Raw genomic sequence first — 24,856 nt, forward strand, 5'->3', positions numbered from 1 at the left:
TCCTTTCGTATCGCGAAACGGATCAATTCTTCGACTGGCCGAGCAGCCACGTATAAATCGCCGGGTTGTCGTAAGTCGCCGTCCAGCTGTCATGGTCGTTGTTCACCTGGTACACGGTAAACATCGGAGGCGGGGTCGGCGCCACCGGGCTTAAATTCAGCCATTTCATGATTTCTTCGCTCTGGCTGCGCGAAACGACCGGATCGTATGCGTTCGTAAACGACCACATCGGCACCCCGTTCATGCGAAAGGCGTTCTCCCAGGTGATGAACGGCGGGTAGCCCGTCGTTTCGGTCACATTGCGCCCGGTCACCGGCAGCACGGCGGCCACTTTCTCCGGATGCTCGTCGGCGTAATAATACGCTCCGCCTCCGCCGACGCTGAGGCCTGTGACGTAAATCCGTTTCGGATCGACGTTGTACCGTTTCATCGCGTCGTTTACGATCCCGTCGATCAAGCCGGGCACATACCATTGGCCGTTGTACGATTTCTGCGGCGAGATGACGATGAACGGCATTTCCTGCCCTTGCGCGATCAGCTTCGGCGGACCGTGCGTCTTCACTTTGTTGATTTCGTTCTCGAAGCCGGATTCGCCCTGGCCGTGCAGGAACACGAGCAGCGGCTGCTTGGCGTTCGGGTCGCGGTAGGCGGCCTCCGGCTGGTAAGCCAGGTAATGCACGTTGGCGCCGATTGCGGACGACGCGAACGAAATGTCCTTCTGGCGGACCTGCAGCTGCACCGTGGCGCTGTTCACCGCGCCGAGCGCCGTCGTTTCTCCGACCCAATAAAGGTAGTAAGTCGCATTCTCCGGCAAAGCGCTCATCGTACGCGTCAAATCGCTGCCAACGTCGCCGGACGCAACCGCAATCGTGCCGCCCCGGACGAGCGCGCCGCCCGTTGCGCCTTGCGCCGCCGATTTGACGGCCGCCGCGGCCTGCGTTCCTTGCGAAGCGTTATACAGCGCGTAATAGATGCTGCCCGTTTGCGCCAGGCTCGCGTGCAGGTCGATCGACGAAGCGCCGCCCGTCGCGTAGCCGCCTGCCGGCGCCGCCGTCGTGGTCAGCGAGGCCACGTTCGACAGCGCTGATTCGTTGCCGACCTCGTCCTTCGTTTTCATCGCAAAATAGTACGTCGTATTCGGCAGCAGCCCGCTTACGGTCATCGTCTGGCCGTTGCCCGCGGCTGCAGGCGCCGGTTCGATGAACGCCTCCGCGGCGCTGCCCCAGCTCGCGCCCGTGATCGTCGCCGTGCTGAAGCGGATATCGTACGATGCCGCCGTGCCCGCCGCACCGTCGTCGCCCGGCGCCGTCCAGCTCAGCTGCGCCTTCAGCAGCGAACCGTTCGCCGCACTCAAATTCGTGACGGCATCCGGAGCCGTATTGTCGGCCGTGCCGGTCGTCGCCGCGCTGACGACGTTGGAAATCGCGCCCGCGTTGCCCGCTTCGTCAATGCCTTTTACCGCAAAATAGTACGTCGTGCCTGGCCGCAGCCCACTGACCGTTATCGAGTCGCTGCCGCCGGTCGGCATGACGTACGGCTCCGCTTTGGCCGCCGCGCTCCAGTTCGCGGACGTAATCGGCGATGTGCTGTAGCGCGCTTCATAATCGGAAACGAGCCCCCACGGCTGCGCCAAACCCGGCAGCGTGATGTCGTCGTCGCCCGGCGCGGTGAACGACAGCCGCACCGCCGAATCGCCGAGCGTCGTCGCCGACACGTTCGCGATCGCGTTCGGCGCGATCGTGTCCGGCAGCGCCGTCGCCTTTGGCGTGCGAATCATGTCCTTGGCCTGGCTTGGGCTCGACCAGTACGCCTTCAAGTAGCTGGAGCCGTTCAACCCCTTGTATTCGACGCGCAGCTCGTATGCCTGGCCCGCGGTCAGCGCAATCGTGCCCGACCGCTCCGCCGAAGTGCCGCTGCTCCACGTGTCGATCAGCAGCTGGCGGTTCACCCACAGGCGTACGCCGTCGCCGGCCGTCGTCTGCGTATAGAACGTGTACGTCTGCGAATATTGCGGTACGACCTGGCCGGTTATCCGCGCTCCGAACGTGCTGTTCTCGACCGGCAGATCGGAAGCGAACAACTGCAGCCGGTCGACGACGAGCCTGCCCTTGAAATCGTTCAGCGTCACGTCGTCGTAAGCCTCCGCAACCATTCCGGCGCTGTACGCCGTGTTGTCCCAGGTTGTCGCCGTCATCGCCGAATTGGACAGACCGGACGTGTTGCCCGCTTCGTCCTTCGCCACGATGGCGAAGCTGTAGATATGGCCCGGCGCAAGTCCGGTGACGGTCAGCGTTTCCGCCTGACCCGCCGTCTTCGGCACCAGCGTCTGCGGGAATACGGTCGCCCCCGCCCACGTATTGCCGGCAATCGTCGTGTTCGTCGGGCTGCCGGCGTAACGCACTTCGTAACCGGTCGCCTGGCCGACACTGCCGTCGTCGCCGGTAGCCGTCCAGCGCAGCGTGATGCTCGTGGCCGTCGGATTCGCCACCGTCAGCGACTTGATCGCCGCCGGAGCGGTCGTGTCGCCCGCCGCCGCCGTCGCCAGGCTCGGCACGTTCGACAGCGCGGATATGTTGCCGACTTCATCGGCCGTTTTCAGCGCGAAGTAGTAGGTCGTCGACGCGGACAGGCCGCCGACCGTCATCGATTGGCTTGTGCCGGCGGCTGCTGGCGCCGGTTCGCCGCTGACCGGCGTTGCGCCCGCCCAGTTGCCGGTAGTGATCGGCGACGTGCTGTAACGGATGTCGTACGACGATGCCGTGCCGGTCGCGCCGTCGTCTCCCGGCGCCGTCCAGGTCAGCAGCACCGACGAAGTCGTCGGATTGCTTGCGGCCAGGTTCGTCACCGCCGCCGGCGCTGTCGTATCGCCGCCTCCGCCGCCGGCCGGAGCGCCGTACAGCACGATTTCCGTCGCTTGCGAATGAGCGGAATTCATCGTCACGCGGACATACCGCGTCGTCGCGCTGACCGCGTGCCCGCTCCAGTAGTGGTGTTCGGACAGCGGATCGGTGAACAGCGTCGTCCAGTTGCCCGGGTTGCCGGACGAAACGACGTAATTGTCCATATCGTACGAGTCGCGCAAATACACATCGGTCAAGTTGTACAATTGCCCGAGGTCGATGTAGGCGCTGGCCGGGTACGACACGCTGCTGCTCCAGCCCGGCGACCATAACGTCGTCGGATCGCCGCCCGTGCCGTTTTTCGGATCGCCTGCGACCGTTTGCTCGTCGACCAGTTTGGTCGCGTCGCCGTAGCCCGATCCGCCTTCATTGGTGACCATCGCTGCGGTCAGCGCAATTTTGCCGATCGGGGGCGGTGTCGGTGTTGGTGTTGGTGTTGGTGTCGGTGTTGGTGTCGGTGTCGGTGTTGGTGTTGGTGTTGGTGTTGGTGTCGGTGTCGGTGTTGGTGTTGGTGTCGGTGTTGGTGTTGGTGTCGGTGTTGGTGTCGGTGTTGGTGTTGGTGTTGGTGTTGGTGTCGACGAAGCGGGAGTGCCGTACAGCACGATTTCCGTCACTTGCGAATGGGCGGAGTTCATTGTCACGCGGACATACCGCGTCGTCACGCTGACCGGATGCGCGCTCCAGTAGTGGTGTTCTGTCAGGGGATCGGTGAACAGCGTCGTCCAGCTGCCCGGATTGCCGGAGGAGACGACGTAATTGTCGATATCGTACGAATCGCGCAAATACACGTCGGTCAAGTTGTAAAGCTGCCCGAGGTCGATATAGGCGCTGGCCGGATACGTTACGCTGCTGCTCCAGCCCGGCGACCACAGCGTCGTCGGATCGCCGCCCGTGCCGTTTTTCGGATCGCCCGCAACCGTCTGCTCGTCGACCAGCCTGGTCGCATCGCCGTACCCCGACCCGCCTTCGTTCGTTACCATCGACGGGGTCAGCGCGATTTTGGTCGAATCGGCCGCCGCCTTCGGTACGGCAACGTCGAACGGGACCCCGGACGACACGAGAAGCCCAACCAGCAATACCACCACCATGCCGATAAGAGCCGTCTTCTTCATCATTTCCCTCCTCGTACGGATGGTTTCATTCGAAATGCCGTCATTAACGATCTTCGTCGAACCCGCGTTTACTGCCGCACATCGCCTTGCGTTTTCCCGACCACCTCCCGTCACGAAAAAAAGAAGGAAACGGAATCGCTCCCGTCTCCCTCATTATGGTAACTCTGGCGCACGAATGAAAACCGTAACTTTTCGTGATCGCTGTTCCTTTTTTATCTTTTTAGCGAGTCGCGGTATTCCTGCGGCGTTTGTCCGGTCATCTTTTTGTAGAAGCGGGTAAAATACGAAGCCGATTCGTAACCGACGCGAATGGCGATCTCCTGAATTTTGAGCGGGGTGGCGCCGAGCAGCTCGTTCGCCTTGGCCACGCGCGCCGTCGCGATATAGTCGGTGATGTTTTCGCCGGTCTTCTGTTTGTACAGCCGGGACAAATAATAAGGAGTCAGGTGAACGATGTCCGACAGCTGGTTGAGCGACAAGTCGCCTTCGAGATGGGCTTCCGCATATTCGTGAATGCGCCGCACCACTTCGTTCATCTCGCGCTCGCTTTCGTCCGTCCGCCGGTCGAACAGCCGCTCCGCCAGCGTGCGGAAGAAGCGGGTCGCCTCCTCCCAGGAGGCATGCTCCTGCAGCGAAAACAGCCGATTGATGTTGACTTCGCCGGCCATGTCCTCCAGCTGCTCCCAGCGGTTCAGGTAAGAGATGAACAAGGCCGACATTTGGTAAAAGGTTTCCAGCGCCAGCCCCGTTTGCATCGCCGGCCGGCCTTGCACCGCCCCCATAATCTCCTCGTACAAGGCGGCGAATTTGTCCGTTTCCTTCTGCTCGAGATATTGCGCGAGCAGCGCGATTTTGCGCAGGCTGTCGCGCTCCTGCAGCCGGCTCGCCCGCAGCAGATGGCGGTCGGACAGCAGCACCTCGCTGCCGGTGCCGAGACCGCGCAGGAACAAGCCGTTCAGCCGGTCGAACTTCGCCGGCGCCTCCAACCAATCGGCCGGAACGCTGCCGACGACGAACGAGCAGCTCAGCTTGAGGCATTCCCGGCACGACGCCTGCACCGCTTCCAGCGTGCCGAGCGCATAGCCGGCCAGCCGCTCCCAATCGGTTCCGGCCGCGCCGTCCGGCGCCGTTTTCGGCTGCAGCAGCCACACGAACCGGTCCTGCTCATAAGCGACGTAAACGCTGTGGAACGTTTCGGCAAAATGCTCCTCGAGAATGTTGTTGACGGAGTAAGCGAACAGCATCTTGTCGCCCGGCGCCATCCGCTCGCGCCAGCGGTCGACGCGGCCGAGCGCCAGCAGCACTTCGCGTTCGCCGGCTAACGGGATGTCCAGCTCGGCGAACCGCAACCGCCGCGATTCCGGCGTCGACGGCTCGCCGCGCAGCAGCGCCAGCATATACTCCTTGCGGAAGATCGGCATCGCCGCCTTCAGCTCGCTGCGCGCTCCTTCCAGCAGCTTGTCGTACGTATGCTCCTCCTGGATCAGGGCAATCGCCTTTTGCACGGCGGAGACGATATTTTCGTCGCCTTCCGCCTTCAGCACGTAGTCGATCGCCCCGCCGCGAATCGACGTCTGCACATAATGAAAATCGTCGTAGCCGGTCAAAAAAATCACCTTGCACCTCGGCCACTGCGCGGCAATCGCCTGCTGCAGCGCAATGCCGTTCATGCCGGGCATCTGGATGTCGGTCAGCACGATATCCATGCGCAGCCGGTCCGCCGCCGCCAGCGCTTCTTCGCCGTCGAACGCCTGGTGCACTTCGAGATCGAGCGCTTCCTCCTGCTCGAACAACGCCGTCAAGCCGTCGACGATGAACGGCTCGTCATCCACAATCAGCAGCCGGTACATGTCAATCCGCCCCCTCTATCGCTTGCCTGTCCTCCGGTTCGGCCGCCAGCTTCAGCACGACGCGCAAGCCGCCCAGCTCGCCGCGCGAAACGGCGACGCCGCAGGCGGGGCCGTACATGATGCGCAGCCGCCGGTGCACGTTCAGCAGGCCGGTGAACTCCTGGTCGATGCTGTCGTTTTCCAGTTCGCCCGTCAGTTCCTTCAGCCGTTCGTCGGTGAGCGTCTCGCCGTTGTCTTCGACGCTGACGAGCACGTAGTCGCCCGCGCGGACGAAACCGACGCGAATCATTCCGTCCCTGCGCCGCGTCTCCAGCCCGTGTTTGTAGGCGTTCTCCATGATCGGCTGCAGCGTCAGCTTCGGAATTTTCGCCCGGGCGCACGAAGCCGGCAGCTCGCCGAACTCGACCTGGATGCGGTCGTGAAACCGCATGTTCTGGATTTCCATATACGTGCGGCAATGCTTCGCCTCCGCCTCGAGCGGCACGGCGCTTTCGGCGCTGCGCGTAATGTAGCGGAAGTATTCGCCGAGAAACTGGCTGAACCGCGCGACGTTGTTGTGGTCCTTCAGCTTGGCCAGCCGGAACAGGATGAAGTACGTGTTGTACAAAAAGTGCGGATTGATCTGCGATTGCAGCTGCTTCAGCTCCGCGCTCTGGGCGCGCAGCTTCTCTTCGTACACTTGCTGGATCAGCACGCGCAGCCGTTCGATCATGACGTTGAACCGTTTGAACAAATACATGAACTCGTCGCTCGCTCTCGGCAGCGCCGCCGTTTCCAGCTGGCCTTCCTCCACACGGCGGAACGACCGCACCAAGGTGCGCAGCGGACGATGAATGAGCCGAAAAATCCAATACGAATAGACGATGATAATAATCGCCGATACCGCAGACAGCATCCAATATAAACCGCGGTAGGCGCCGATTTGGCCGACGACCTGCTTCTGCGGCACATAAGCGGCGAGGAAGGCGCCGAAGTCGGCGGAGTACCGGTAAGCGACCATGTAGATCTTGCCGCCGATGCGCAGCTTTTCGATCCCCGTCATTTGCCCGCTGTCCTGCTTGTCGCGCAGGAACGGCATCATGGCCGCCAGCGCGCCGGCATCCTTGTCGTTTACGATCGACCACTCGTGCTCGGCATCGATCAGCATGGCGCCGGACTGCTCGTAGTCGTCGGTGAACCGCAGCAGCGCGCGCCGCAGCTCGTCGGTGTCCAGCTCGATCGACACGACGTACGACGGCTGGATGCGCGACAGCAGCTGCGTGTCCGGATACGCCATGCCGAGAAACAGCCGGCCGTTCCAGAAGCTGATGCCCTTGTCTCCTGTTGAGCCCGGCTTGACGGCTTCGTAGTCTGCATTGATATGGTCGCTGATGTATTCGTTGTCGGTCAGCGTGCGCCCGAGGGACAAGATATGGACGCTGACGCTGCGTATATAAATGCTGGAGCTCTTGACCAGCTGCAGCTTGCCGTGGGTGCGGGTCACGGTGTCGGACCATTCGTACTGCGGCATCGCTTCGCTGAGCAGGCTGAGCCGCAGCACGTCCTTGTCGAGCACGTAGTCCTGCTCCAGCTTCTGGATATGGTTTTTTTCGATTTCGAGCGAGCTGAGGTAGTACTCGACCCGCGACTGCAGCGACTTGTACAGCTGCTCCTTCACGCTCGACTCGCCCAGCTTGTTCGCGGTCAGACCGAGCCCGTACAGCGGGGCGATAACCAGCAGAAAAGCGGCGATCAGCTTCGGAAACAGCGTGCCCGATCCGAATAGTCGGCTAAGCGGCATCCCGCATCATCCTTTCTCCGGAACTTATTCGACGACCGCCCGCCGTCCCCTGCCCATCCCTTCCAGTATGCCGAGCCGTGCAGGGGAAGTATATCGCACTTTTTGGTCATTGCTGGTCTTATTTCGTCTTTTGCCGATAAAAAAAGGGGGTTGTGCCAGGTACGGGAAACGGGTTATGGTGGAATAATGAAGAATACAAGATTACTGTTCCGGAAAGGGTAGGTACGAACCGATGGAGAACGCAAACAGCGTCAAACTGACTTCCTATTCGACCAAAGGAGGCTGCGGGTGCAAAATCGGCCCCGGCGACTTGTCCCAGGTCATTCGCTCCTTGCCGGCGGCGACGCCGAACCCGAACCTGCTCGTCGGCATCGATACGAGCGACGACGCCGGCGTGTACCGATTGAACGACGATCTCGCGCTCGTGCAGACGGTCGACTTCTTCACCCCGATCGTCGACGATCCGTATTCCTTCGGGCAAATCGCCGCCGCCAACGCGATCAGCGACATTTACGCGATGGGCGGCACGCCGCTGACGGCGCTGAACATTGTCGCCTTCCCGATTCGCACGCTCGACAAGACGGTGCTGGCCGACATTTTGCGCGGCGCGGGCGACAAGATGAAGGAAGCCGGCATCACCTTGATGGGCGGCCATTCGATCGACGACAACGAACCCAAGTTCGGGCTTGCCGTTACCGGCCTGGTGCATCCGGACAAGGTGCGGACGAACGCCGGCTCGGTGCCGGGCGACAAGCTGATCCTGACCAAACCGATCGGAGTCGGCATCCTGACCACGTCGATCAAAAAGGACAAGCTGTCGGAAGATGAAGTCCGGCGCGTGACCGAAGTGATGGCAACGCTCAACAAAACGGCGGCCGCCACGATGGAGCCGTTCGACGTGCACGCCTGCACGGACGTTACGGGCTTCGGGCTAATGGGCCATGCGCTGGAAATGGCCAAAGGCAGCGGCGTCGGCATCCGCGTTCGCGCGGCGGACGTGCCTGTGCTGCCGCGGGTGCGCCAGCTCGCCGAAGAAGGATTCGTGCCCGGCGGCACGAAAAACAATTACGCCCACGTGAAGGATGCCGTCGACTTCCCCGCCGAGCTGGACCAGATCGGGCAGTGGATTCTGTGCGACGCCGTCACTTCCGGCGGGCTGCTTATTTCGGTGGCGGCCGAACAGGCGGAGGAACTGCTGGGCCGGTTGCTTCAGGCAGGCGTCGAAGCCGCCCTCGTCGGCGAAACGACAGCCGACCATCCCGGCCGCATCGTCGTGCTGTAGCCGGAAGCCTGCCGGCGCAAAGGAGCGATAACCATGTTTCAGGATATCACAATCGAAGATTTGCTTGCGCTGCGGGAGAAGAAGCAGATCGTTACGATCGATGTGCGCTCGCCGTCCGAGTTTGCCGATTCGACGATTCCCGGCAGCGTGAACATTCCGCTGTTCGACGATGCGGAGCGGGCGGAAGTGGGTACGCTGTACAAGCAGGTCGGCGTCCAGACCGCCAAGGACAGAGGGCTGGAGATCGTGTCGGCCAAGCTGCCGGCATTTATCCGCACGTTCGCGCAAATTAACGGCGCCAAGGCGGTATTCTGCTGGCGCGGCGGCATGCGCAGCAAAACGACGGCGACGGTGCTCGACCTGATAGGCATCCGGTCTTACCGGCTGATCGGCGGCATTCGCGAGTACCGCAAGTGGGTCGTGGCTACGCTGGAGCGGATCGAGTTTCGGCCGCGGGCGATCGTATTGCTTGGCCATACCGGCACGGGGAAAACCGCCATCTTGCGGGCGCTGCGGCAGGAAGGCTACCCGGTGCTCGATCTCGAAGGCATGGCGGGCCACCGGGGTTCGATTTTCGGCCAGGTCGGCCTGCGCCCGAACAACCAGAAAACGTTCGAATCGCAGCTTGTTACCGAGCTGCTGCAGCTGCAGCAATCGCCTTACGTCCTGCTGGAGGGCGAAAGCAAACGAATCGGCAAGGCGGTGCTGCCGGATTTTATGATCGCGAAGAAAGAGGCGGCGACGCAGTTGTTCATTCAGCTGCCCGTCGAGGAGCGGGTCCGGCATATTGTCGAGGATTATCGCCCGTGGGAGCACAAGCTGGAACTGCTGCAGGCCTACCGGCAAATCAGCGACCGCATCCACACGCCGATCGCCCGCGAAATCCTGGAGCATCTGACGGAGGATCGGTTCGACCGCGCTGTCCGGCTGCTGCTGGAGCACTACTACGATCCGCGCTACGAACACGCGATGAGGCTGTACGAGCAGGAGCGCATCGTCATCGAAGCGGCCACTGTCACCGACGCCGCCGAGCAAGTGAAAGCGTACGTGGCGCAGCAATTGGTTCGCGCATGAATGGGAAAAGCCGCTTCGCCCTTGCCGGCGAAACGGCTTTTTTGCTGCGTATCGTTACGCTTCTTCCAACTGCTCGCACGATACGGTGCGAACGTCGGCGGGGTTGTGCTGGGCATGAATTTTGACCGAACGGTTGGCCAGATCGACTTGATCGATCCATACCGACACGCCGTTCAGCTTCACGTCGACCGTATCGTTGCCTTTCAAAATTTGCTGCGCGCGCGACGCTTCCAATGCCGACTCCTCCTTTCTTGCAGGCGACCTGCTGTGGCCGGACCGCCGTTATTCATCTTCCCGGTACGAATCCTCCTGCTTCATCGTATCGGTCGTCGTTTCCTCAATCAGCCCGTTATGCAGCGTCACATTGCCGCCGCCGAGCCCTTCGTTGATCATCCGGTCGATATCCATAAAATGGCTGTCTCTGCCTTCGTCGCAAGAATCGCACGGCAGTCCCTGCTCGTCGCGCGTTTCGTCCCGGTCGCTCATGGATTGCCTCCTTGGCCGGGCGGCTTCCCGGGGGAAGACCCGGATCGTGGTGTCGCCCCCCTATTTTTACCGAAAAGCGATCGGCTATGCATGCGCGTAACCGGCGACGGGCCGGGGCATAACTATGGCAAATGCGGCGAAACGAGGGTCGCACCCCCGGACAAACCGCCGACCGAACAGGAGGAGAACCATGCATACATTGTGGAAAGGCGCGCTCAGCTTCGGGCTCGTGCACGTGCCGGTCAAAATGTTTGCCGCCACCGAAGAAAAGGACATTTCGATGCGCTACATCCACAAAGCTTGCACGACGCCGATGTCGTATGTGCGCAAATGCCCGACGTGCGACCGGGAAGTCGAGTGGGAGGAAATTTCTCGCGGCTACGAATACGAGCCGGGGCGGTTCGTGCTGTTCGAGAAAGACGAGCTGGACAGCCTGGCCGGGGAAAAAAGCAAAGAAATCAAAATTCTCGATTTTGTCGATTTGGCCGAAATCGATCCGATTTATTTTCAGAAAACGTACTATTTGGGGCCGGGGGATACGGGAGCGAACGCGTACAGCCTGCTGCTGGAATCGCTGCGGCAGACGAACAAAATCGGCATCGCCGCCGTCACGATCCGCTCCAAGGGCAGTCTCGCCGCGATCCGGGTGATCGGCAATTGTCTGGCGATGGAGACGATCTTCTACCCGGACGAGATTCGTCCGGCGCAGCAGGTGCCGAATGTGCCGCAGGAGGCGAAAGTCAACGACAAGGAGCTGACGATGGCCAAAATGCTGATCGATCAGCTGACGACGCCGTTCGATCCGAGCAAGTACCGCGACGAATACCGGGCCGGGCTGCTCGAAGCGATCGAGCGCAAAATCGCCGGCGAAGAGATCCAGGTCGCGCCGGAGGCGAAACGCACGAACGTCATCGACCTGATGGCGGCGCTGCAGGCGAGCCTCGAAGCGGCGAAGCCGGTCAGCGTGCCGACGCAGCCGTCGGACGCCGCGGGCGACAAGCCGAAGGCGAAGCGCTCCTCCAAGGCAAAAGCGAAAGAGCAGGTGTCGTCCTGAGGCTGGCTGGCGAAATAGGCCATGTTTTACGGCCTATTTGGTCTAAAATCGGCAGTCGCCGCCAAATAGCCAGTGATTTCACTGGCTATTCGTGCCCATCTGCCCGGATTTGCGCTGTTTCGCTCAAATAACCAGTGTTTTCACTGGTTATTTTTGATGAGACGGGCGAAATGGGGGCAATAAGCCATTTTTTGTGGCCTATATTGGTCTCCAAGCGAACGATGAGGCGGCCCTTCGAAAAGGCGCTCACGCACCGGTGCGCTTCATTTTGCGCTGCATGCCGGCCGCCTTCCACTGCGGCACGATGGCGAACCGGACTGCCGTCAGCGTTACGATCATGGCGATCGACAGCAAGTACATCCAGCGGATGGCGAGCAGCTTCGTATCGCTGCCGAGAAAGTAGCCGTGCACGAAGGTCGCGGCGAATACCGGGTAAGCGAGCAGATGCGAGGCGTACCACAGCTTCTTGGCGATCTTGTGGCGGAAGTCCGAGCTGAAGACGAGCACGATGGCGCCATAAGCCGCCAATGTGCCCAGCCCGTTCAGCACCGGATGGTGAACGGCAGCGAACGGCACGAGCACTTCTTTCCAGGCAAAAGGGGAATAGATGCTGATGACGGGCAGCAGCCCGTGCGCCAAACCAAGCGCCATGCCGGCATTCGTGAACAGCGTATGCAGCCGGTAGCGGGTTTTCTTCGTCTGCGGCTTCGCAGCAGGGAAGCTGTACAGGATTCCGAGGCAAATGCCCGCCGCAATCAGCATGTAGGAGCCGAAGCCGATGACGCGCATCAACTCCCAGGTCGGCCAATGGACGATCCAATCGATCATCGCTTCTCCCTCCATTCGCTTGCGAGTTGGAACCGTTCCGGCGCATAACCGCAAGCAAGCGCGCGCCGGGTATCGGTAAATACAAGCGCCGCGTAGGCAGGCGCGTTCGCCTCAAGCAGGCGAATGCCGGCCTCGCTGCCGGCGATGCAGATCGTCTTCGCCCACACTTCGCAGGCGACGACATCGGGACCAGCGACGGTGCATTGCGCCACGTCGCTTTGGCTCGGCCGCAGCGTACGCGGGTCGAGCAGGTGATGCATCGCCGCGCCGTCCGCCGCCCTCCACTGTCTGCCGAGCTTGCTCGACGTGGCGGCTGCGCCGACGTCCATCTCGATGCAGCCTGCATCCGCTTCGGGGCGCCACGGATGCTCGATCGCGATGTGCCACGGCTCGCCGGCGATCGGCTTGCCTCCCCACACCGTCAAGTCGCCGCCGGCGTCGATCATGCCGCAAGGCACGCGGCGCGCGGCGCGCATCATGTCTCGCAGCCGCCGTGCCGCCCAGCTTTTGACGATGCCGCCGAGGTCGACGCCGGCGCCGGACGGCAGCCGCACCGCTTTCATTCCGGCGTGGAACGCCGGCCGTTCCCGCGTCCGCTCCGGCGGCGCCGCTGTCCTGTCGCCCTTCCCGCCCGGGCGGCGCTTTACTGCGTCGAACGATTCGTCGTAGCCCGCCGCCTCGAGCGCCCGGAGCAGCAAAGGCTCGAAAATGCCGCCCGTGTCGATTCGGAACGACTCCGCCAATTGAAGCACCTCCATCATCGCCGCCGAAGCTAGGAACCATTTCCCCGCCGATCGATTCAGGTTGCTTAGTTCGCTGTCCGGCAGGAAGCGGCTGAATTTCGCCTCGACGGCCTGGAACCAGCCGATCGTTTCCCGCTGCAGTTCGGCGGCTTGCCGTTCGCCAGCCCACAGCGCCACCTCGATATCCGTGTTCATCGCCCGGAAAGAAAACCGCGTATGCACCGCTTCCTCCCGCAATGTCGTCATGGCCGCCAACCTCCTCTGCCGATTGCCATTGTCGGCGCCTAAGAGCGCCTGGTTCTCGCCTGCATGCGCGTGCTCGGCGCCTGCGTCGGCTGCGGCTGCACGGTTTGCCCGCTGCCGCCGTTTCCATAGCTGCCGTTGCCGCCCGTGCTCCCGCTTCCCGTACTCCCGCTTCCCGTACTCCCGCTTCCCGTGCCGCCGCCGCTCCCGGAACTATCGCTGCCGCTGCCTGCGCGTTCGGTTCTGCGCCCTCCGCCCGCTCCCGGCGTTTGTCCCGTTCCGGTTGCGCCATTAGCGCCGCCGCGCAGCTCCTCCGTCACCGGATCGTGCCGCTGCAGTGCCGTCACATCGCCGCTGCCGCTTTCCTTGGCAACGGCCTGCGCAAACTCCGGGCTCGTCTGCACCTCGCGAAACAGAAACGCTGCCCCGAGCGTCGCCACCGCCCCGATTTGCCACTTGCGCCATTTTGACTTCTTCATCAGGCTGCACCTCCTTCCAACTTTGCCTCCGTCTACCGTATCCGCTTCACATTTGCCTGCAAAACGAGGCTGCAACGCCCTGCACCCCCGATTGCGAATCGATTGGGGACATTCCGCCCCAGTATCGGCACTCTAGCGGTTTGGAGCGCCAATACCGGTCGCCCTCGCGTTATCCTTGTTTCTATCCTACTGAAACAGAATGAAATTCGCATTAAAGCCCGCTGAATGTTTGCTGAACGCCGACTTTCAGCAAACGTTAAGCTGGTTTTCAGAGCGTCTTCAGCCAATATCGTGCATAATAGAGGTGGTTAAAAAAACCGACTTTTGATCACGAAGCATTTCAGGAAGCGTATTCGACATCGAATCTTGCGTTCACCCTTGAAGTCCGTTGCTCATTTAGGTTTATCCTAAACTCCGCTACTCCTTCTTCGGGTTCTCGCAACCTTCTCGGTGCTGAAAAGCCGGCTTTTCGAACTCGAATTGATAGAAAAAGAAACCAATCGGCCAAGGCAGAGGTGAAATGGCATGCTGGCGGTAAAAGGAATCCGGCTGCTCGTTGTCGACGACGAGCCGAATATTGTGCAATTTCTCGAATTGGGCCTGCAAAACGAAGGCTATGACGTCAAAACCGCTGCGGACGGCTACGCCGCCATGAACATCGTCAAGGAATACCAGCCGCACATCGTCGTGCTCGACGTGATGATGCCCGGCATGGACGGTTTTGAAGTGTGCCGGCAGCTGCGGAAGTCGGAACAGCAATTGTCGATCATCATGCTGACGGCCAAGGAAGAAGTCGACGACCGGATCAAAGGGCTGATGACGGGAGCCGACGATTACATGATCAAACCGTTCAGCTTCGAGGAACTGCTGGCCCGCATCCAGGCCCGGCTGCGCAACCAGTTCCCGCACCTGTTCGGCGAAGTGGCGTACGGGCCGTTCCGGATGGACGACCGCCGCAAGGAAATCGCCTATGAAGGCCGCGTACTGGAGCTTTCGCCTACCGAATACGAACTACTTACTTTTCTGATCATCAACCACGGACTTGTGCTCAGCAAAGCGATGATTCTCGACAAAGTGTGGGGCTACGATTTTGGCGGGGAAGAGAACATCGTGGAAGTGTACATCCGCTCGCTGCGCGAGAAGCTCGGCGACCGCGAGCACCGCGTTATCCGCACCTTGCGCGGAGCCGGTTACCGGCTCGATTGGCCATGAGCGGGCCGGTCCGTTTCCTGGGCAGCCTGCTCGCGCCCAAGTCGCTGCGGTCGCAGCTGCTGTCGCGGTCCTTGCTCATTCTGGCGCTGCTGCTGCTGCTGATCGGCGTGTTCCAATACGTGTTTATGCAGCGGTTCCTGTACAGCAACCAGTCGATGAGCATGCGCAACCAGCTGCTGTCGGTCCCTCCCGACACCTGGCAGCGCGCCGGGCAGGAAGCCCGCCGGGGCGAACCGCTGCCGATGTTCCAGGACGCGGCGATCGCGTTTGTCGGCACCGACGGCACGATTCGCGCGTTATCGGGCAATCCGAACGCGCCAAGCGTGCCGCAGCTGTCCGAGGAGGCGTACCGACAGAAGCTGAAAGACCCGCGCAGCTGGAGCTACCGCATCGTCCGCGACGATAACGGCGTCGAACAAATCGTCGTGGCGCAGGCCGCGATGAACCGCGGCAGGCAAACGGGCCTGCTGCAGATGAGCATGCCGACGGATCCGCTCAAAGACGTGCTGCTCGGTCAACTGACGACGTTTCTGTCGCTGTCGGCGCTTGCGCTTGGGCTTGGGCTGCTGACGTTTATCCCGATTTTGCGCCGCACGCTTGTGCCGTTGTCCACGATCGTCGACACCGTCGAACGAATCGATGCCGGCAAGCTGAACGAACGGCTGCCGACGCTGCAGGGCCAGAGCGAAATCGACCAGTTGGCCGTTTCGTTCAACCGCATGCTGGAGCGCCTCGAGCTGTCGTTCGAGGCGGAGCGGGAAGCGCGCGAGCAGATGCGCCGTTTCGTCGCCGATGCTTCGCATGAGCTGCGCACGCCGCTTACTTCGATTCACGGCTTCCTGGAAGTGCTGCTGCGCGGTGCGGCGCAAAAGCCGGAGCAGCTGGACAAGGCGCTTGCCAGCATGCACAGCGAATCGACGCGGCTGACGAAGCTGGTGCACGACTTGCTGCTGCTGGCCAGACTCGACCGCGCCGACCGCGAACCGGCCGTCCAGCTGGCGCAGGACGATCTTGTCCCGATGCTGCGCGGCATGGAGCCGCAGCTGCGGCTGCTCGCCGGCGAGCGGGAAGTCGTGTTGACAATGGAGCCGCAGGTGACCGCCGTCTTCGACGAAGACAAGCTGAAGCAGGTGGTGTTGAACCTGTTTCACAACGCCGTGCAGCACACCGACCCGCACAGCGGACGGATCGAGCTGACGCTGCGGCAAGACGGCGACGAAGCGGCGATTACGCTGACGGACAACGGGACCGGCATTCCCCAAGACCATCTGCCGCATCTGTTCGAGCGTTTCTACCGCGTCGATTCGTCGCGGTCGCGCAAATACGGCGGCGCCGGGCTGGGCTTGTCGATCACGAAGTCGATCGTCGATCTGCATCGCGGCACGATCGAAGTCGCCAGCCGCGAAGGCGAAGGCACCAGCTTTCGCGTCCGGCTGCCGGCCGGGTGAATGCATCGCTTGCGCGCAAATAAGAGGAGCCCCTGCAGTCCGTTCAACGAATGGACTGCGGGGGCTCCCCGTTTGCGGCGGTTAAGGTGCAATCGCGCCGAGCATGATCGCCAAGTCTTGCGCATCGAATACGCCGTCGTCGTTCATTTCCATCTGCTGCGGCGCTCCTTGTTTGACGAGGCGGAGCACATCCGCGATCGACCAGCGGCCGGATTCGCCGTCCGGCAGCAGGTTCACGAACACGTCCATAACATGCGCCGTTTCGCTGTTGCCGGCGGCATCCACGCTCCAGTAGATCAGCGTATGCGCGCCATGCGTGCGCAGCTGCACGCTATTGCCGGCTTGGACCGCCTGGCCGTCGTCCACTTTGTAATACGTGTCCGACACGCCGGATGCCTCATCCGACGCGGCAAGCTGCACGGTAATATAGTTGGTGCCCGGATCGACCGCGGCGGCAGCGGTCGTCGCCGGGGCCTGCTTGTCGATGTTGACTACGGCATAGCTGGACACGCCGCTCCACGCCGTGCCCCCGTCTTCCTGGTATTTGGCATAAACGACCGAGTTGACGGACACCGTTACCGGTTCGACGTAGGGGGTCCACGTTGCGTTATCGATGCTGACGAGCCTGTTCCCCGCATTTGCCGGGTACGCCACACTCACCAGCACGTCCCCGTTCGTCCACGAAGTGACGTCCGGCTGGAACGTCGCATCCGCGAGCGTGTCTTTTTGGATGCGGACCACGGCGGTTTTCGGAGTTTCCGCGTTGCCTGCGGCGTCGACGCTCCAATAAGCGATTGTATATTCGCCGTCCGTTGTGAAAACGACCGTCGAACCGGTTTGAACGATGCCCGTCCCGACTTTATAGTAGGTGGCCGCAACGCCCGACGAGCTGTCTACTGCCGTCAACTGCACCGTGACATTCCCGGTAGACCATCCGGGAGGCGCGTTGTCCGTCGTGGCCGGAGCGGTGGCGTCCCGTTTGACGACGACGCTGGCCGAAGCGGCTCCCGCCTGGCAAACGACGGCCGTCCCTTCCGGCGGCGTATCGGCCGTTACCGCAACCGGCGGGCAGGACGCCGGCGGCGTTGATCCGTCCGTCACTTGCCAGCCTACCGTCACATCGGACTTGTACCAGCCGTTGCTCCCTGCGGTGCCGCTCACCGTGGAACGAATGATCGGCGCCGTCGCCAGCTCCAGTCTTCCGCGAAAAATCCGGCTGCTGTCGAAATTGCTGCCGTCGATGCGAAACCCGTATGTATCGCCCGCTGCCACATGAAGCGTCGAAGAACCGAGCGCCTCCAGATCCCCGCCCGTTCCGTTCGATTGGTACAGAACGGTTTCCGTCGTCGTTCCGTTGTGCAGGACATACGCCGTCACTTTCGCGCTCACCTGATACCAGGAATGGAGAGCGTTGTAGCGCCAGTTGAACGACAAATCGCCGGCCTGCTCCGCGACCCGGTAAAAACGCCACGTTTCGCCGTCGTAAGCTCCCGTTTCCGTGTAGTCGTAAGTAAAAGCGACGCCGTACTCGGCTTCCCCGGCGGCGCGCGTCCCCGGCCCTTCCGCTGTCCAGCCGGTCGCCGCAAGCAGCTGCGATTGCGCCAGCGCAACCGGCGCGGGCGCGCCGACGCCGAACAGGGACGATACCCCGATCAGCCAGCAGAGGAGCGGTATGAAGGCATGCCGTTTGCGCATCCTCATTCCTCCTTCGAATCTTTCATCCGACACATTTTGCTAACTATTGTATCATAGCTTGCCTCCTATTTCCTGATTACAGGGAACCAATCGACAGCTTTCCGCATAAAACGGCGCCGGACGCTCGGCGCCAAGCGTTCCCGTCATCGTGCGCTTCGGCGCCAAGCTCACCGCGGCCCGGCTCCATGCAATGCGCCGTTACGCGGGCATTCGCCGCCATCAGATCATTCGCCGTCTCCCTCTGCTCAACGCCCTGGCTTCGAACGTCTCCGTCCGCAGCCTGCGCCGAATGTGCGCCTGGAAGGGCGTGCGAAATGTGTACCTCGACAGCGTTAAAAAACGACGCTCGACATCGCCACGCCGTCCATCGGTTCCGCCGCCGTCGCCGAGAAGCGGGGGCTGACCGGCAAAGGCATGCGCATCGCCATCATCGATACCGGCGTGTTCCCGCACCCGGATCTGACCCGGCCGGTCAACCGGATCGTCGCTTTCCGCGACTTTGTGAACGGCCGCAAACGGCCGTACGACGACAACGGCCACGGCACGCATGTCGCCGGCGACGCGGCGGGCAACGGCTGGAGCAGCGGCGGGCTGTTCCGCGGCCCCGCGCCGCAAGCGGACATCGTCGCCGTCAAGGCGTTCGACCGGAACGGCGAAGCTTACGACTCCGCCATCATCCAGGCGATCGAATGGTGCATCGCCAACCGGAAGCGCCTGCGGCTGCGCGTCCTTTCCATGTCGTTCGGCGGGCCGGCCCACGGCGCATGTGCGGACGATCCGCTGTGCCAGGCGATCCGCAAGGCGGTCAAAGCCGGGCTCGTCGTCGTCGCGGCAGCCGGCAACAGCGGCCCGCGGCGCGGCACGATCGAGTCGCCCGGCAACTGCCCGGCGGCGATCACCGTCGGCGCGGTAAACGACCGCCGCAGCCCGGCGCAGGCGGACGATCGGGCGGCGCCGTTCTCCAGCCGGGGACCGGCGGCCTGCGCCCGCAACAAACCGGATCTCGCCGCCCCCGGCGACTCGATCGTTTCGCTGCGCGCCCCCATGTCGCAGCTCGATCGCGCGTATCCGTTCCTGCGCGTGGGCGGCGCCTATTTTGTGCTGCCTTGCACCAGCATGTCGACGCCGCTTGTCGCCGGCGCCGTCGCGCAGCTGCTGCAGCGTTGTCCGTCGCTGACCCCGGGTCGGGTGAAAACGCTGCTGAAACGCCACGCGTTCCGGCTCGGAGCCGGCGCCGACGCCGTTGGCAGCGGCGAGCTCGACACCCGTTTCCTGCTGCGCCGCAACGGCAAAAAGGGCGCGTGCCGCCGCAACACGGCAAGCACCCGCCCCAAATGTTTGCAAAAATCGAAGGCAACCGAAACGCCGGAATAATCCGCCGCCGCAGCTTTATTTGCCGACTTGGTCCGCCGCAAATTCGCCGGTCAGCGCCGCGATCGGCTCCAGCCACTTCTTGTACGCGTCCAGCGCAAACGCCGGGAACCCAAGCAAATAGTGGTTGCCGTGGGTCTGGCCGCCGATCGTCCACCGCATCAGGAACACCCGCTTGTCGGAATGAGAAATGCGGATGCTGCCGAGCTTGCGGTTCTCGTTGGACTTGACGGCGAAATCGCCCTCCAGCAGCGTTTCGCCGCTGTCGGCGTCCCAGACGCGGTACGTGCCCGCCGCATCCTCCAGCGAATCGTTGCCGACGTGTACGTTCACATGCCAGCTGTCCGGTTCGTCGATCATCAGGCAAACCGGCTGCTGCGCCCGGCGCAAGTAGTGGTACGCCAGCTTCTTGCCGAAGTAGTAGTCGACCACGGCGTCGGAAAACTGCGGCCAGCCGTCCAGCATGTTCCACCAGATGACGCCGGTGCGCCGCCACTTGCCGAGCCGCGTCATTTCGACAAAATACTTCTTCGCTTCCGCCTGCGAAACTTGCGAGGCGAGGATAAAGTCCGGCAAGTTGTCCGGTATGGCGCCGAACAGCTCCTTGATTTGGTCGGCCATCAGCTTGATCCGGTACGAGTAAGGGCCGTTCCAGCCGATTGTTTCCGTCGAATGGACGAGCCATTGCTCGTTGTCCTGCCACGGCCAGAGCGAGTCGGCATCGAGAAACTTCTCCAGCGACGACAGATTCGGGCAGCCGTGGTAGCCGATTTCGCTGACGAAATGGTAGTTGCTGCGCTGGTAGAATTTGCTTTTGTAATAGTCGCGCGGGCCCCACAGATGGCGCTCCGGCGCAAGCTGCTCGCCCGGGCGGGAGTCGATCCCCGGCGCCAAGTACGGCGAGCTCGGCAAATAGGCGCGATGCGGATCGTACAGCGCCACGGCTTCGGGCAGCAGCTCGCGGGTGATGCGATTTTGCATCGGCTTCCGCTGGATGCGGATGTACATCTGGTCGCACTCGTTGTCGCCGCACCAGAGCAGGATCGACGGGTGGTTGCGCAGCTTTTTCAGCACGTGTTTCGCTTCGGCCAGCAGCTTGTCGGTAAACGACGGCGCCTGCGGATGGACCGCACAGGCCATGCCAAAATCCTGCCACACCATGATGCCGAGCCGGTCGCACAAGTTGTAGAAGGCGTCGTCCTCGTAAACGTTGCCGCCCCAGCAGCGCACAATGTTGCTTTCCGTATCGCGAAACAGGTCGAGCGCCTGCTCGTAACGGGCGGCGTCGCGGCTGTGGAAGGCGTCGAGCGGCACCCAGTTGGAGCCTTTGCACATGATCGGCACGCCGTTCACGCGAAACAGGAACTCGCCGCTGCCTTCGGCATTCGTCACCTCCGAGCGAATCAGCTCGGCCTCGCGGATGCCGATCGTCGCCGTGCGCGCCGCCAGCACCCGGCCGCGGTGCACCAGCTCGGCCTTCAGCTCGTACAAGGCCGCTTCGCCGTAGCCGCGCGGCCACCAAAGCCGCGGCTGCTCCACCGTCACCCACATCGAGCCTGCGGCAAACACCGCCGGTTGCGATGCCTGGAACACGGACGAACCCGACGTCCCGGTGAGGCGAATTTCCAGCCCGTCAAAGAACAGCGCCGGATCCGCGACATCAAACTGGTAGAAGACGTCCAACTGGGCGCTGGAATGATCGGGCGCAACCTTCAGCGTCGCCGCGTACAGGTCGGTCACTTCGTTTGCTTCGTGCCAGACGATTTCGACGGAGCGCCACAGTCCCGCCGACAGCGCGCGCGGCATAATGTCCCAGCCGTAGCCGTGCGGCGCCTTGCGCACCCACAGGCTTTCCCAGTTCGTCCACAGCGCGAGCATCGACGGCTCGTATTCGTACTGCAGCGCTTCCAGCAGCGGCGAACGCAGCCGCACGACGAGCGCGTTCGGTCCGTCCGCGCGCAGCTTGCCGGTCACGTCGAACGTGTGCGCGATCAGCATATTGTCGGACTCGCCGATCCGCTCGCCGTTCAGCCAGTACGTCGCGAAGCAGTCGGCGCCGCCGAAGACGAGCTCCGTCCGTTTGCCGGCCGACGCGGCGGGCGTTTCGAACGACGTTTCGTACCACCATTCGTGCCGTTCCCAGTCGCGCAGCTGTCTGATATTCGAACCATGGTACAGGTCCGGCAGCACGCCGGCCTCCATCAAATCAAGCTCCACGTTGCCCGGCACCGTCGCCGTTACGCGGGGCGCCCCGCTGGCGCGAAGCTCGTGCGGATTTTCGATTTTGAATTGATTTTGCGGAAAATAGGTCAGTTGCCATTGCCCGTCCAGACTGATGCGGTTCATCGTCCAAACCTCCCCGAATGAATGACTGCCATTCCAGTGTAAAGGGGAGGCGCGGCGCTCCGCTTATCCATTGTTCCGATTCGTTGCTTTATTTTCGGGAGATGCGCCCGCTTTTCTCGCCGCGCCGGGGGGATGGCCGTATTTCTTTTTGAAGGCGCGGATGAAGTGGGGCAAGGTGTTGAACCCGGCGGCGTGGCAAATTTCCGTCACGGAGCAGGCGGATGCGGCAAGCAGCTGGCGGGCGTGCTCCAGACGCAGCTCGAGCAGGTAGCTTTGGAACGGCTGGCCGGTCAATTCGTGGAACCGCTCGCTGAAATAATTGGGCGACAGCCCCGTCCGTTCGGCGACTCCCTTCAGTGTCAACGGCTCGCGAAAGTGCAGCCGGATATAGGCGAGCGCGCCGCCCAGCAGGCCGTAATCGCCGTTCTCCTGCTGCAGCGCGCGTGTCGCTTCCTGGGCGGAGCGATCGGTCCCCCGCCCCGTCTCGGCGTGGCGGATGTAGTCGATCAGCATGCGGCCGAGCGTCGCTTGCAGCCATTCTTTTTTGCCGAAGCGGTCCGCCGTTTCGCGGCACTCCCGCTCGATCAGGCGGGCGTCGGCCGTCGCCCGCTCGAACGTTTCGCCCGCGAGCCGGGCGAACAGCGCAAAATCTTTGCGATTCAGCCGCTCGCGCACCACCCCGTCCAGCATCTCCTCGGAAAATTTCAGGTTGATGAGCCGCATCCCTTCGGGGCCGGGATACAGCTCGTGCACATCTGTCGGCGTAAGCAAATAGGCCGTGCCCGGAGCGAGCGGCATCTCCACGCCGTTGAGCCGCTGCTTGCCGCTGCCGGTCACAATGATCTCCATCTCGAAAAAATCGTGCCAATGCAACGACCAGGAACGGTTCACCACGTATTCGGATATGCGGATCGGCAGCGCCGGATCGATAAACTCGTCCCGGTAAAACCGGTCCAACCGCTGCTGCCGTTTCATACGTCGTTCGCTCCCCACGTAAAGGCCGCTCGCCGGGCCTCTTATCTTCCTTCAACTTAACACGGAAGGCTGGGGAACTCAATTACCCTGGTTAAAATCGCAGCCCGCCGGCGGAACGTTCGCGAACGCCTGGATTATCGGATGGCGCAGCGAGCCGTCCGGCGTCCATTCGAGGTATTGCACCTTAACCGTCAGCTCGGGGCGCAGCCAGGTGGCGTCCTTGCTGCGCTCCGGCACGTTGGCAAACGGCCGCTCGGCGATGGCCAACGGTCGCACGCGTTCGGTCAGCTCGCGCCAGTCCTCCTGCGTCAGCTTGCCCGCACCGGCGTGGCCGATGTAGATCAGGCGGCCTTGCTCCCGCTCGTAGAGCCCGAGCAGCAGCGCGTTGACGGTGCCTGCCCGGTGCGTGACGCCGCCGACGACGGCAACGAGGTCGCGGAACAGCTTGCGCTTGCGCCATCTGTCGTCCTTGCCGCCCGGCGCGTAGGTGCTGTTCGCGTCTTTGCAGACGACGCCTTCCATGCCGCGCTGCCTCATCAACTCGTAGAGCGCGTGCGCGTCCTGGAAGCTGCCGACGAGCTGCACATGCGGCTGGGGGACGAGGATCGACTCGAGCAGGCGCTGGCGTTCGACCAGCGGGCGAGCGGTCACGTCCACGCCGTCCGCGTACAACACGTCGAATACCATGTAGATCACGGGAATGCGTTGTGCGACCAGCGCAATGTTCATCTGTTTGCGCAGGCTGTCCCGCTTCATGATTTCGTGGAAAGACGGTTTGTTGTTGTCGAAGGCGATGTATTCCCCGTCCAAAATGACGGAAGTAGCCGAGCAGTACGAAGCGATGTCGTGGAATTCGGGGTATTGCGGGGTGCGGTCGTTGCCGCGGCGGTTGATGAGCCGCACCTCGCGGCCATCGCAGTAGGTGAGCATGCGGACGCCGTCCCATTTGACCTGCGCGATCCAGTTGCTGCCTTCCGGGAACGTGTCGACGCTGACCGGTTCGAACGGGGCGACGGGTTTCAGCTTCATGGCGGTCCTCCGCGGATGTTGTTTCCCGTATTGTGCGGCGGCGGAGGGAAAGGTATGCAGCAGCGGGTGGGGCAGGGTGCAGCTGGCGAATGAGGCGAAAACCGAGGAATACCAACGAATACCGGGAAACCTCCCGCTATTTCATGTAAAAATCCCCCATTCGCCAAAATAAAGGGAAAACCTCGTGCTAATTTTCGCCTTTTGGCCGAATTCCGGGTAAATGCGGTGAATTAACGGGAGGATTTCCTGTTAAGCCCGCGGGCCACGATGCCGAAATCGAGTATTGTTCAGTTGCAGCGGTCATAGTCGGGCATGTCGGCGAACAAGGTGCTGACTTTGAAGCTGACGCAGGGCAGCTTGTCCGACTCGACCGTGTCGTCACCTTCGAACACGGTGTCCAGCTCGTAGCGGCCGTCGTGCAGCACGTAACGTTCCAGCGTCAATGCGTCCGGATCGACGATCCAATATTCCGGCACGCCGTATTTGGCGTAGGTGCGCGCTTTGCCGACCTTGTCCCGGTTGCGCGAGCCCGGCGACAAGATTTCCGCGACGAGGTCGGGCGCCCCCTCAATGCCGCGTCGCGTTACGATGTGGCTGCGGCTGCGATGCAGCATAAGCAGGTCGGGCTGGCGCACGTCCTTGCTGCTCAGAATGACGTCGATGGGGGAAAAATAAATGACATAATCCGATTCGCAGCTCTTGTCCACCTGCTTGAGCAATTCCCGACTAATCGACTGATGTCCCGGCGAAGGCGCCGGTGCCATCAGCTCAAGTTTCCCCTCTACCACCTCGTAACGATTGCCGTCATCCGCCATCGCCGCGTACCGATCGTAATTGTACTCCTGTTCGTGCTCGTATGACGCTTGCTGCTCCTTCACTTTGTCCGCGTCTTTGCGTTTTTCCGCCGTCATGCCTCCCCCTCCCTTTGTACGATTCAATTTATACAAAA

General features: G+C 62.2%; 19 protein-coding genes. 6 read left to right on the plus strand and 13 right to left on the minus strand.

Features of this window, described 5'->3' with window-relative positions:
* Nucleotides 1-22: 22 nt before the first annotated feature.
* From EXY20_RS25305 to EXY20_RS25315, 3 genes are all read right to left on the minus strand, one after another.
* The gene (locus EXY20_RS25305) at nt 23-4,012 is read right to left on the minus strand and encodes a fibronectin type III domain-containing protein (protein WP_167859514.1); all 3,990 of its coding nucleotides are present in this window, start codon (nt 4,010-4,012) and stop codon (nt 23-25) included.
* A gap of 212 nt (nt 4,013-4,224) precedes the next feature.
* Complete coding sequence (locus EXY20_RS25310; protein WP_135554913.1) at nt 4,225-5,862, minus strand: response regulator transcription factor; 1,638 nt, start codon at nt 5,860-5,862, stop codon at nt 4,225-4,227.
* 1 nt (nt 5,863) lies between these two features.
* Nucleotides 5,864-7,642 carry a sensor histidine kinase gene (locus EXY20_RS25315; RefSeq protein ID WP_135554914.1) on the minus strand — a complete coding sequence of 593 codons (1,779 nt, stop codon included), beginning with the start codon at nt 7,640-7,642 and terminating at the stop codon, nt 5,864-5,866.
* 232 nt (nt 7,643-7,874) lie between these two features.
* Here EXY20_RS25315 and selD point away from each other — a divergent pair, with 232 nt between their 5' ends.
* Nucleotides 7,875-8,924, plus strand: coding sequence for a selenide, water dikinase SelD (selD, locus tag EXY20_RS25320; RefSeq protein ID WP_135554915.1), 1,050 nt, complete (start codon nt 7,875-7,877; stop codon nt 8,922-8,924).
* A 33-nt stretch (nt 8,925-8,957) separates the two neighbouring features.
* The gene (gene mnmH / locus EXY20_RS25325; protein WP_135554916.1) at nt 8,958-9,998 is read left to right on the plus strand and encodes a tRNA 2-selenouridine(34) synthase MnmH; all 1,041 of its coding nucleotides are present in this window, start codon (nt 8,958-8,960) and stop codon (nt 9,996-9,998) included.
* 54 nt (nt 9,999-10,052) lie between these two features.
* Here the strand turns inward: mnmH and EXY20_RS25330 are convergent, their stop codons facing one another.
* Together EXY20_RS25330 and EXY20_RS25335 are read right to left on the minus strand one after the other, a co-directional pair.
* Nucleotides 10,053-10,232, minus strand: a complete 180-nt coding sequence (locus EXY20_RS25330; protein ID WP_135554917.1) for an H-type small acid-soluble spore protein — start codon at nt 10,230-10,232, stop codon at nt 10,053-10,055.
* Between the two features lie 48 nt (nt 10,233-10,280).
* Nucleotides 10,281-10,484 carry a hypothetical protein gene (locus tag EXY20_RS25335; protein WP_135554918.1) on the minus strand — a complete coding sequence of 68 codons (204 nt, stop codon included), beginning with the start codon at nt 10,482-10,484 and terminating at the stop codon, nt 10,281-10,283.
* Nucleotides 10,485-10,674: 190 nt separating this feature from the next.
* Here EXY20_RS25335 and ku point away from each other — a divergent pair, with 190 nt between their 5' ends.
* Nucleotides 10,675-11,538 (plus strand): non-homologous end joining protein Ku, encoded by an 864-nt coding sequence (gene ku / locus EXY20_RS25340; protein WP_135554919.1) that lies wholly within the window; start codon nt 10,675-10,677, stop codon nt 11,536-11,538.
* A 246-nt stretch (nt 11,539-11,784) separates the two neighbouring features.
* On the opposite strand, the gene EXY20_RS25345 is transcribed toward ku, so the two are convergent.
* The 3 genes from EXY20_RS25345 to EXY20_RS39560 are packed head-to-tail and all read right to left on the minus strand — an operon-like array spanning nt 11,785 to nt 13,831.
* Nucleotides 11,785-12,366 (minus strand): ferric reductase, encoded by a 582-nt coding sequence (locus EXY20_RS25345; protein WP_135554920.1) that lies wholly within the window; start codon nt 12,364-12,366, stop codon nt 11,785-11,787.
* Complete coding sequence (locus tag EXY20_RS25350; RefSeq protein WP_135554921.1) at nt 12,363-13,355, minus strand: FAD:protein FMN transferase; 993 nt, start codon at nt 13,353-13,355, stop codon at nt 12,363-12,365. Before EXY20_RS25350 ends, EXY20_RS25345 begins: the two co-directional genes overlap by 4 nt.
* A gap of 38 nt (nt 13,356-13,393) precedes the next feature.
* A complete protein-coding gene (locus EXY20_RS39560; RefSeq protein ID WP_207671337.1) occupies nt 13,394-13,831 on the minus strand; it encodes a hypothetical protein in 438 nt (145 codons plus the stop codon).
* 525 nt (nt 13,832-14,356) lie between these two features.
* On the opposite strand from EXY20_RS39560, the gene EXY20_RS25355 reads away from it, so the two are divergent.
* Entirely contained in the window at nt 14,357-15,043 is a 687-nt protein-coding gene (locus EXY20_RS25355) for a response regulator transcription factor (protein WP_135554922.1), read from the plus strand.
* Nucleotides 15,040-16,491: a sensor histidine kinase gene (locus EXY20_RS25360; RefSeq protein ID WP_135554923.1), complete on the plus strand. Its 1,452-nt coding sequence runs from the start codon at nt 15,040-15,042 to the stop codon at nt 16,489-16,491. The genes EXY20_RS25355 and EXY20_RS25360 overlap by 4 nt, the downstream gene beginning before the upstream one ends.
* Before the next feature lie 81 nt (nt 16,492-16,572).
* On the opposite strand, the gene EXY20_RS25365 is transcribed toward EXY20_RS25360, so the two are convergent.
* Nucleotides 16,573-18,186: an OmpL47-type beta-barrel domain-containing protein gene (locus EXY20_RS25365; protein ID WP_135554924.1), complete on the minus strand. Its 1,614-nt coding sequence runs from the start codon at nt 18,184-18,186 to the stop codon at nt 16,573-16,575.
* Between the two features lie 414 nt (nt 18,187-18,600).
* On the opposite strand from EXY20_RS25365, the gene EXY20_RS25370 reads away from it, so the two are divergent.
* On the plus strand, nt 18,601-19,560 hold the full coding sequence (locus EXY20_RS25370) for a S8 family peptidase (protein ID WP_135554925.1): 960 nt from the start codon (nt 18,601-18,603) through the stop codon (nt 19,558-19,560).
* 15 nt (nt 19,561-19,575) lie between these two features.
* Here EXY20_RS25370 and EXY20_RS25375 read toward each other — a convergent pair whose 3' ends face one another.
* The 4 genes from EXY20_RS25375 to EXY20_RS25390 form a co-directional block, all read right to left on the minus strand.
* A complete protein-coding gene (locus tag EXY20_RS25375; RefSeq protein WP_135554926.1) occupies nt 19,576-21,903 on the minus strand; it encodes a glycoside hydrolase family 2 protein in 2,328 nt (775 codons plus the stop codon).
* Nucleotides 21,904-21,966: 63 nt separating this feature from the next.
* Nucleotides 21,967-22,878 carry a helix-turn-helix domain-containing protein gene (locus tag EXY20_RS25380; RefSeq protein ID WP_135554927.1) on the minus strand — a complete coding sequence of 304 codons (912 nt, stop codon included), beginning with the start codon at nt 22,876-22,878 and terminating at the stop codon, nt 21,967-21,969.
* A 78-nt stretch (nt 22,879-22,956) separates the two neighbouring features.
* Nucleotides 22,957-23,907, minus strand: a complete 951-nt coding sequence (locus tag EXY20_RS25385; protein WP_135554928.1) for an ATP-dependent DNA ligase — start codon at nt 23,905-23,907, stop codon at nt 22,957-22,959.
* A 287-nt stretch (nt 23,908-24,194) separates the two neighbouring features.
* Nucleotides 24,195-24,818 (minus strand): Uma2 family endonuclease, encoded by a 624-nt coding sequence (locus tag EXY20_RS25390; RefSeq protein ID WP_135554929.1) that lies wholly within the window; start codon nt 24,816-24,818, stop codon nt 24,195-24,197.
* Between the last annotated feature and the right edge of the window lie 38 nt (nt 24,819-24,856).

The sequence above is a fragment of the Paenibacillus cymbidii genome (assembly GCF_004764705.1).
GTDB classification, from domain to species: Bacteria; Bacillota; Bacilli; order Paenibacillales; family NBRC-103111; genus Paenibacillus_AN; species Paenibacillus_AN cymbidii.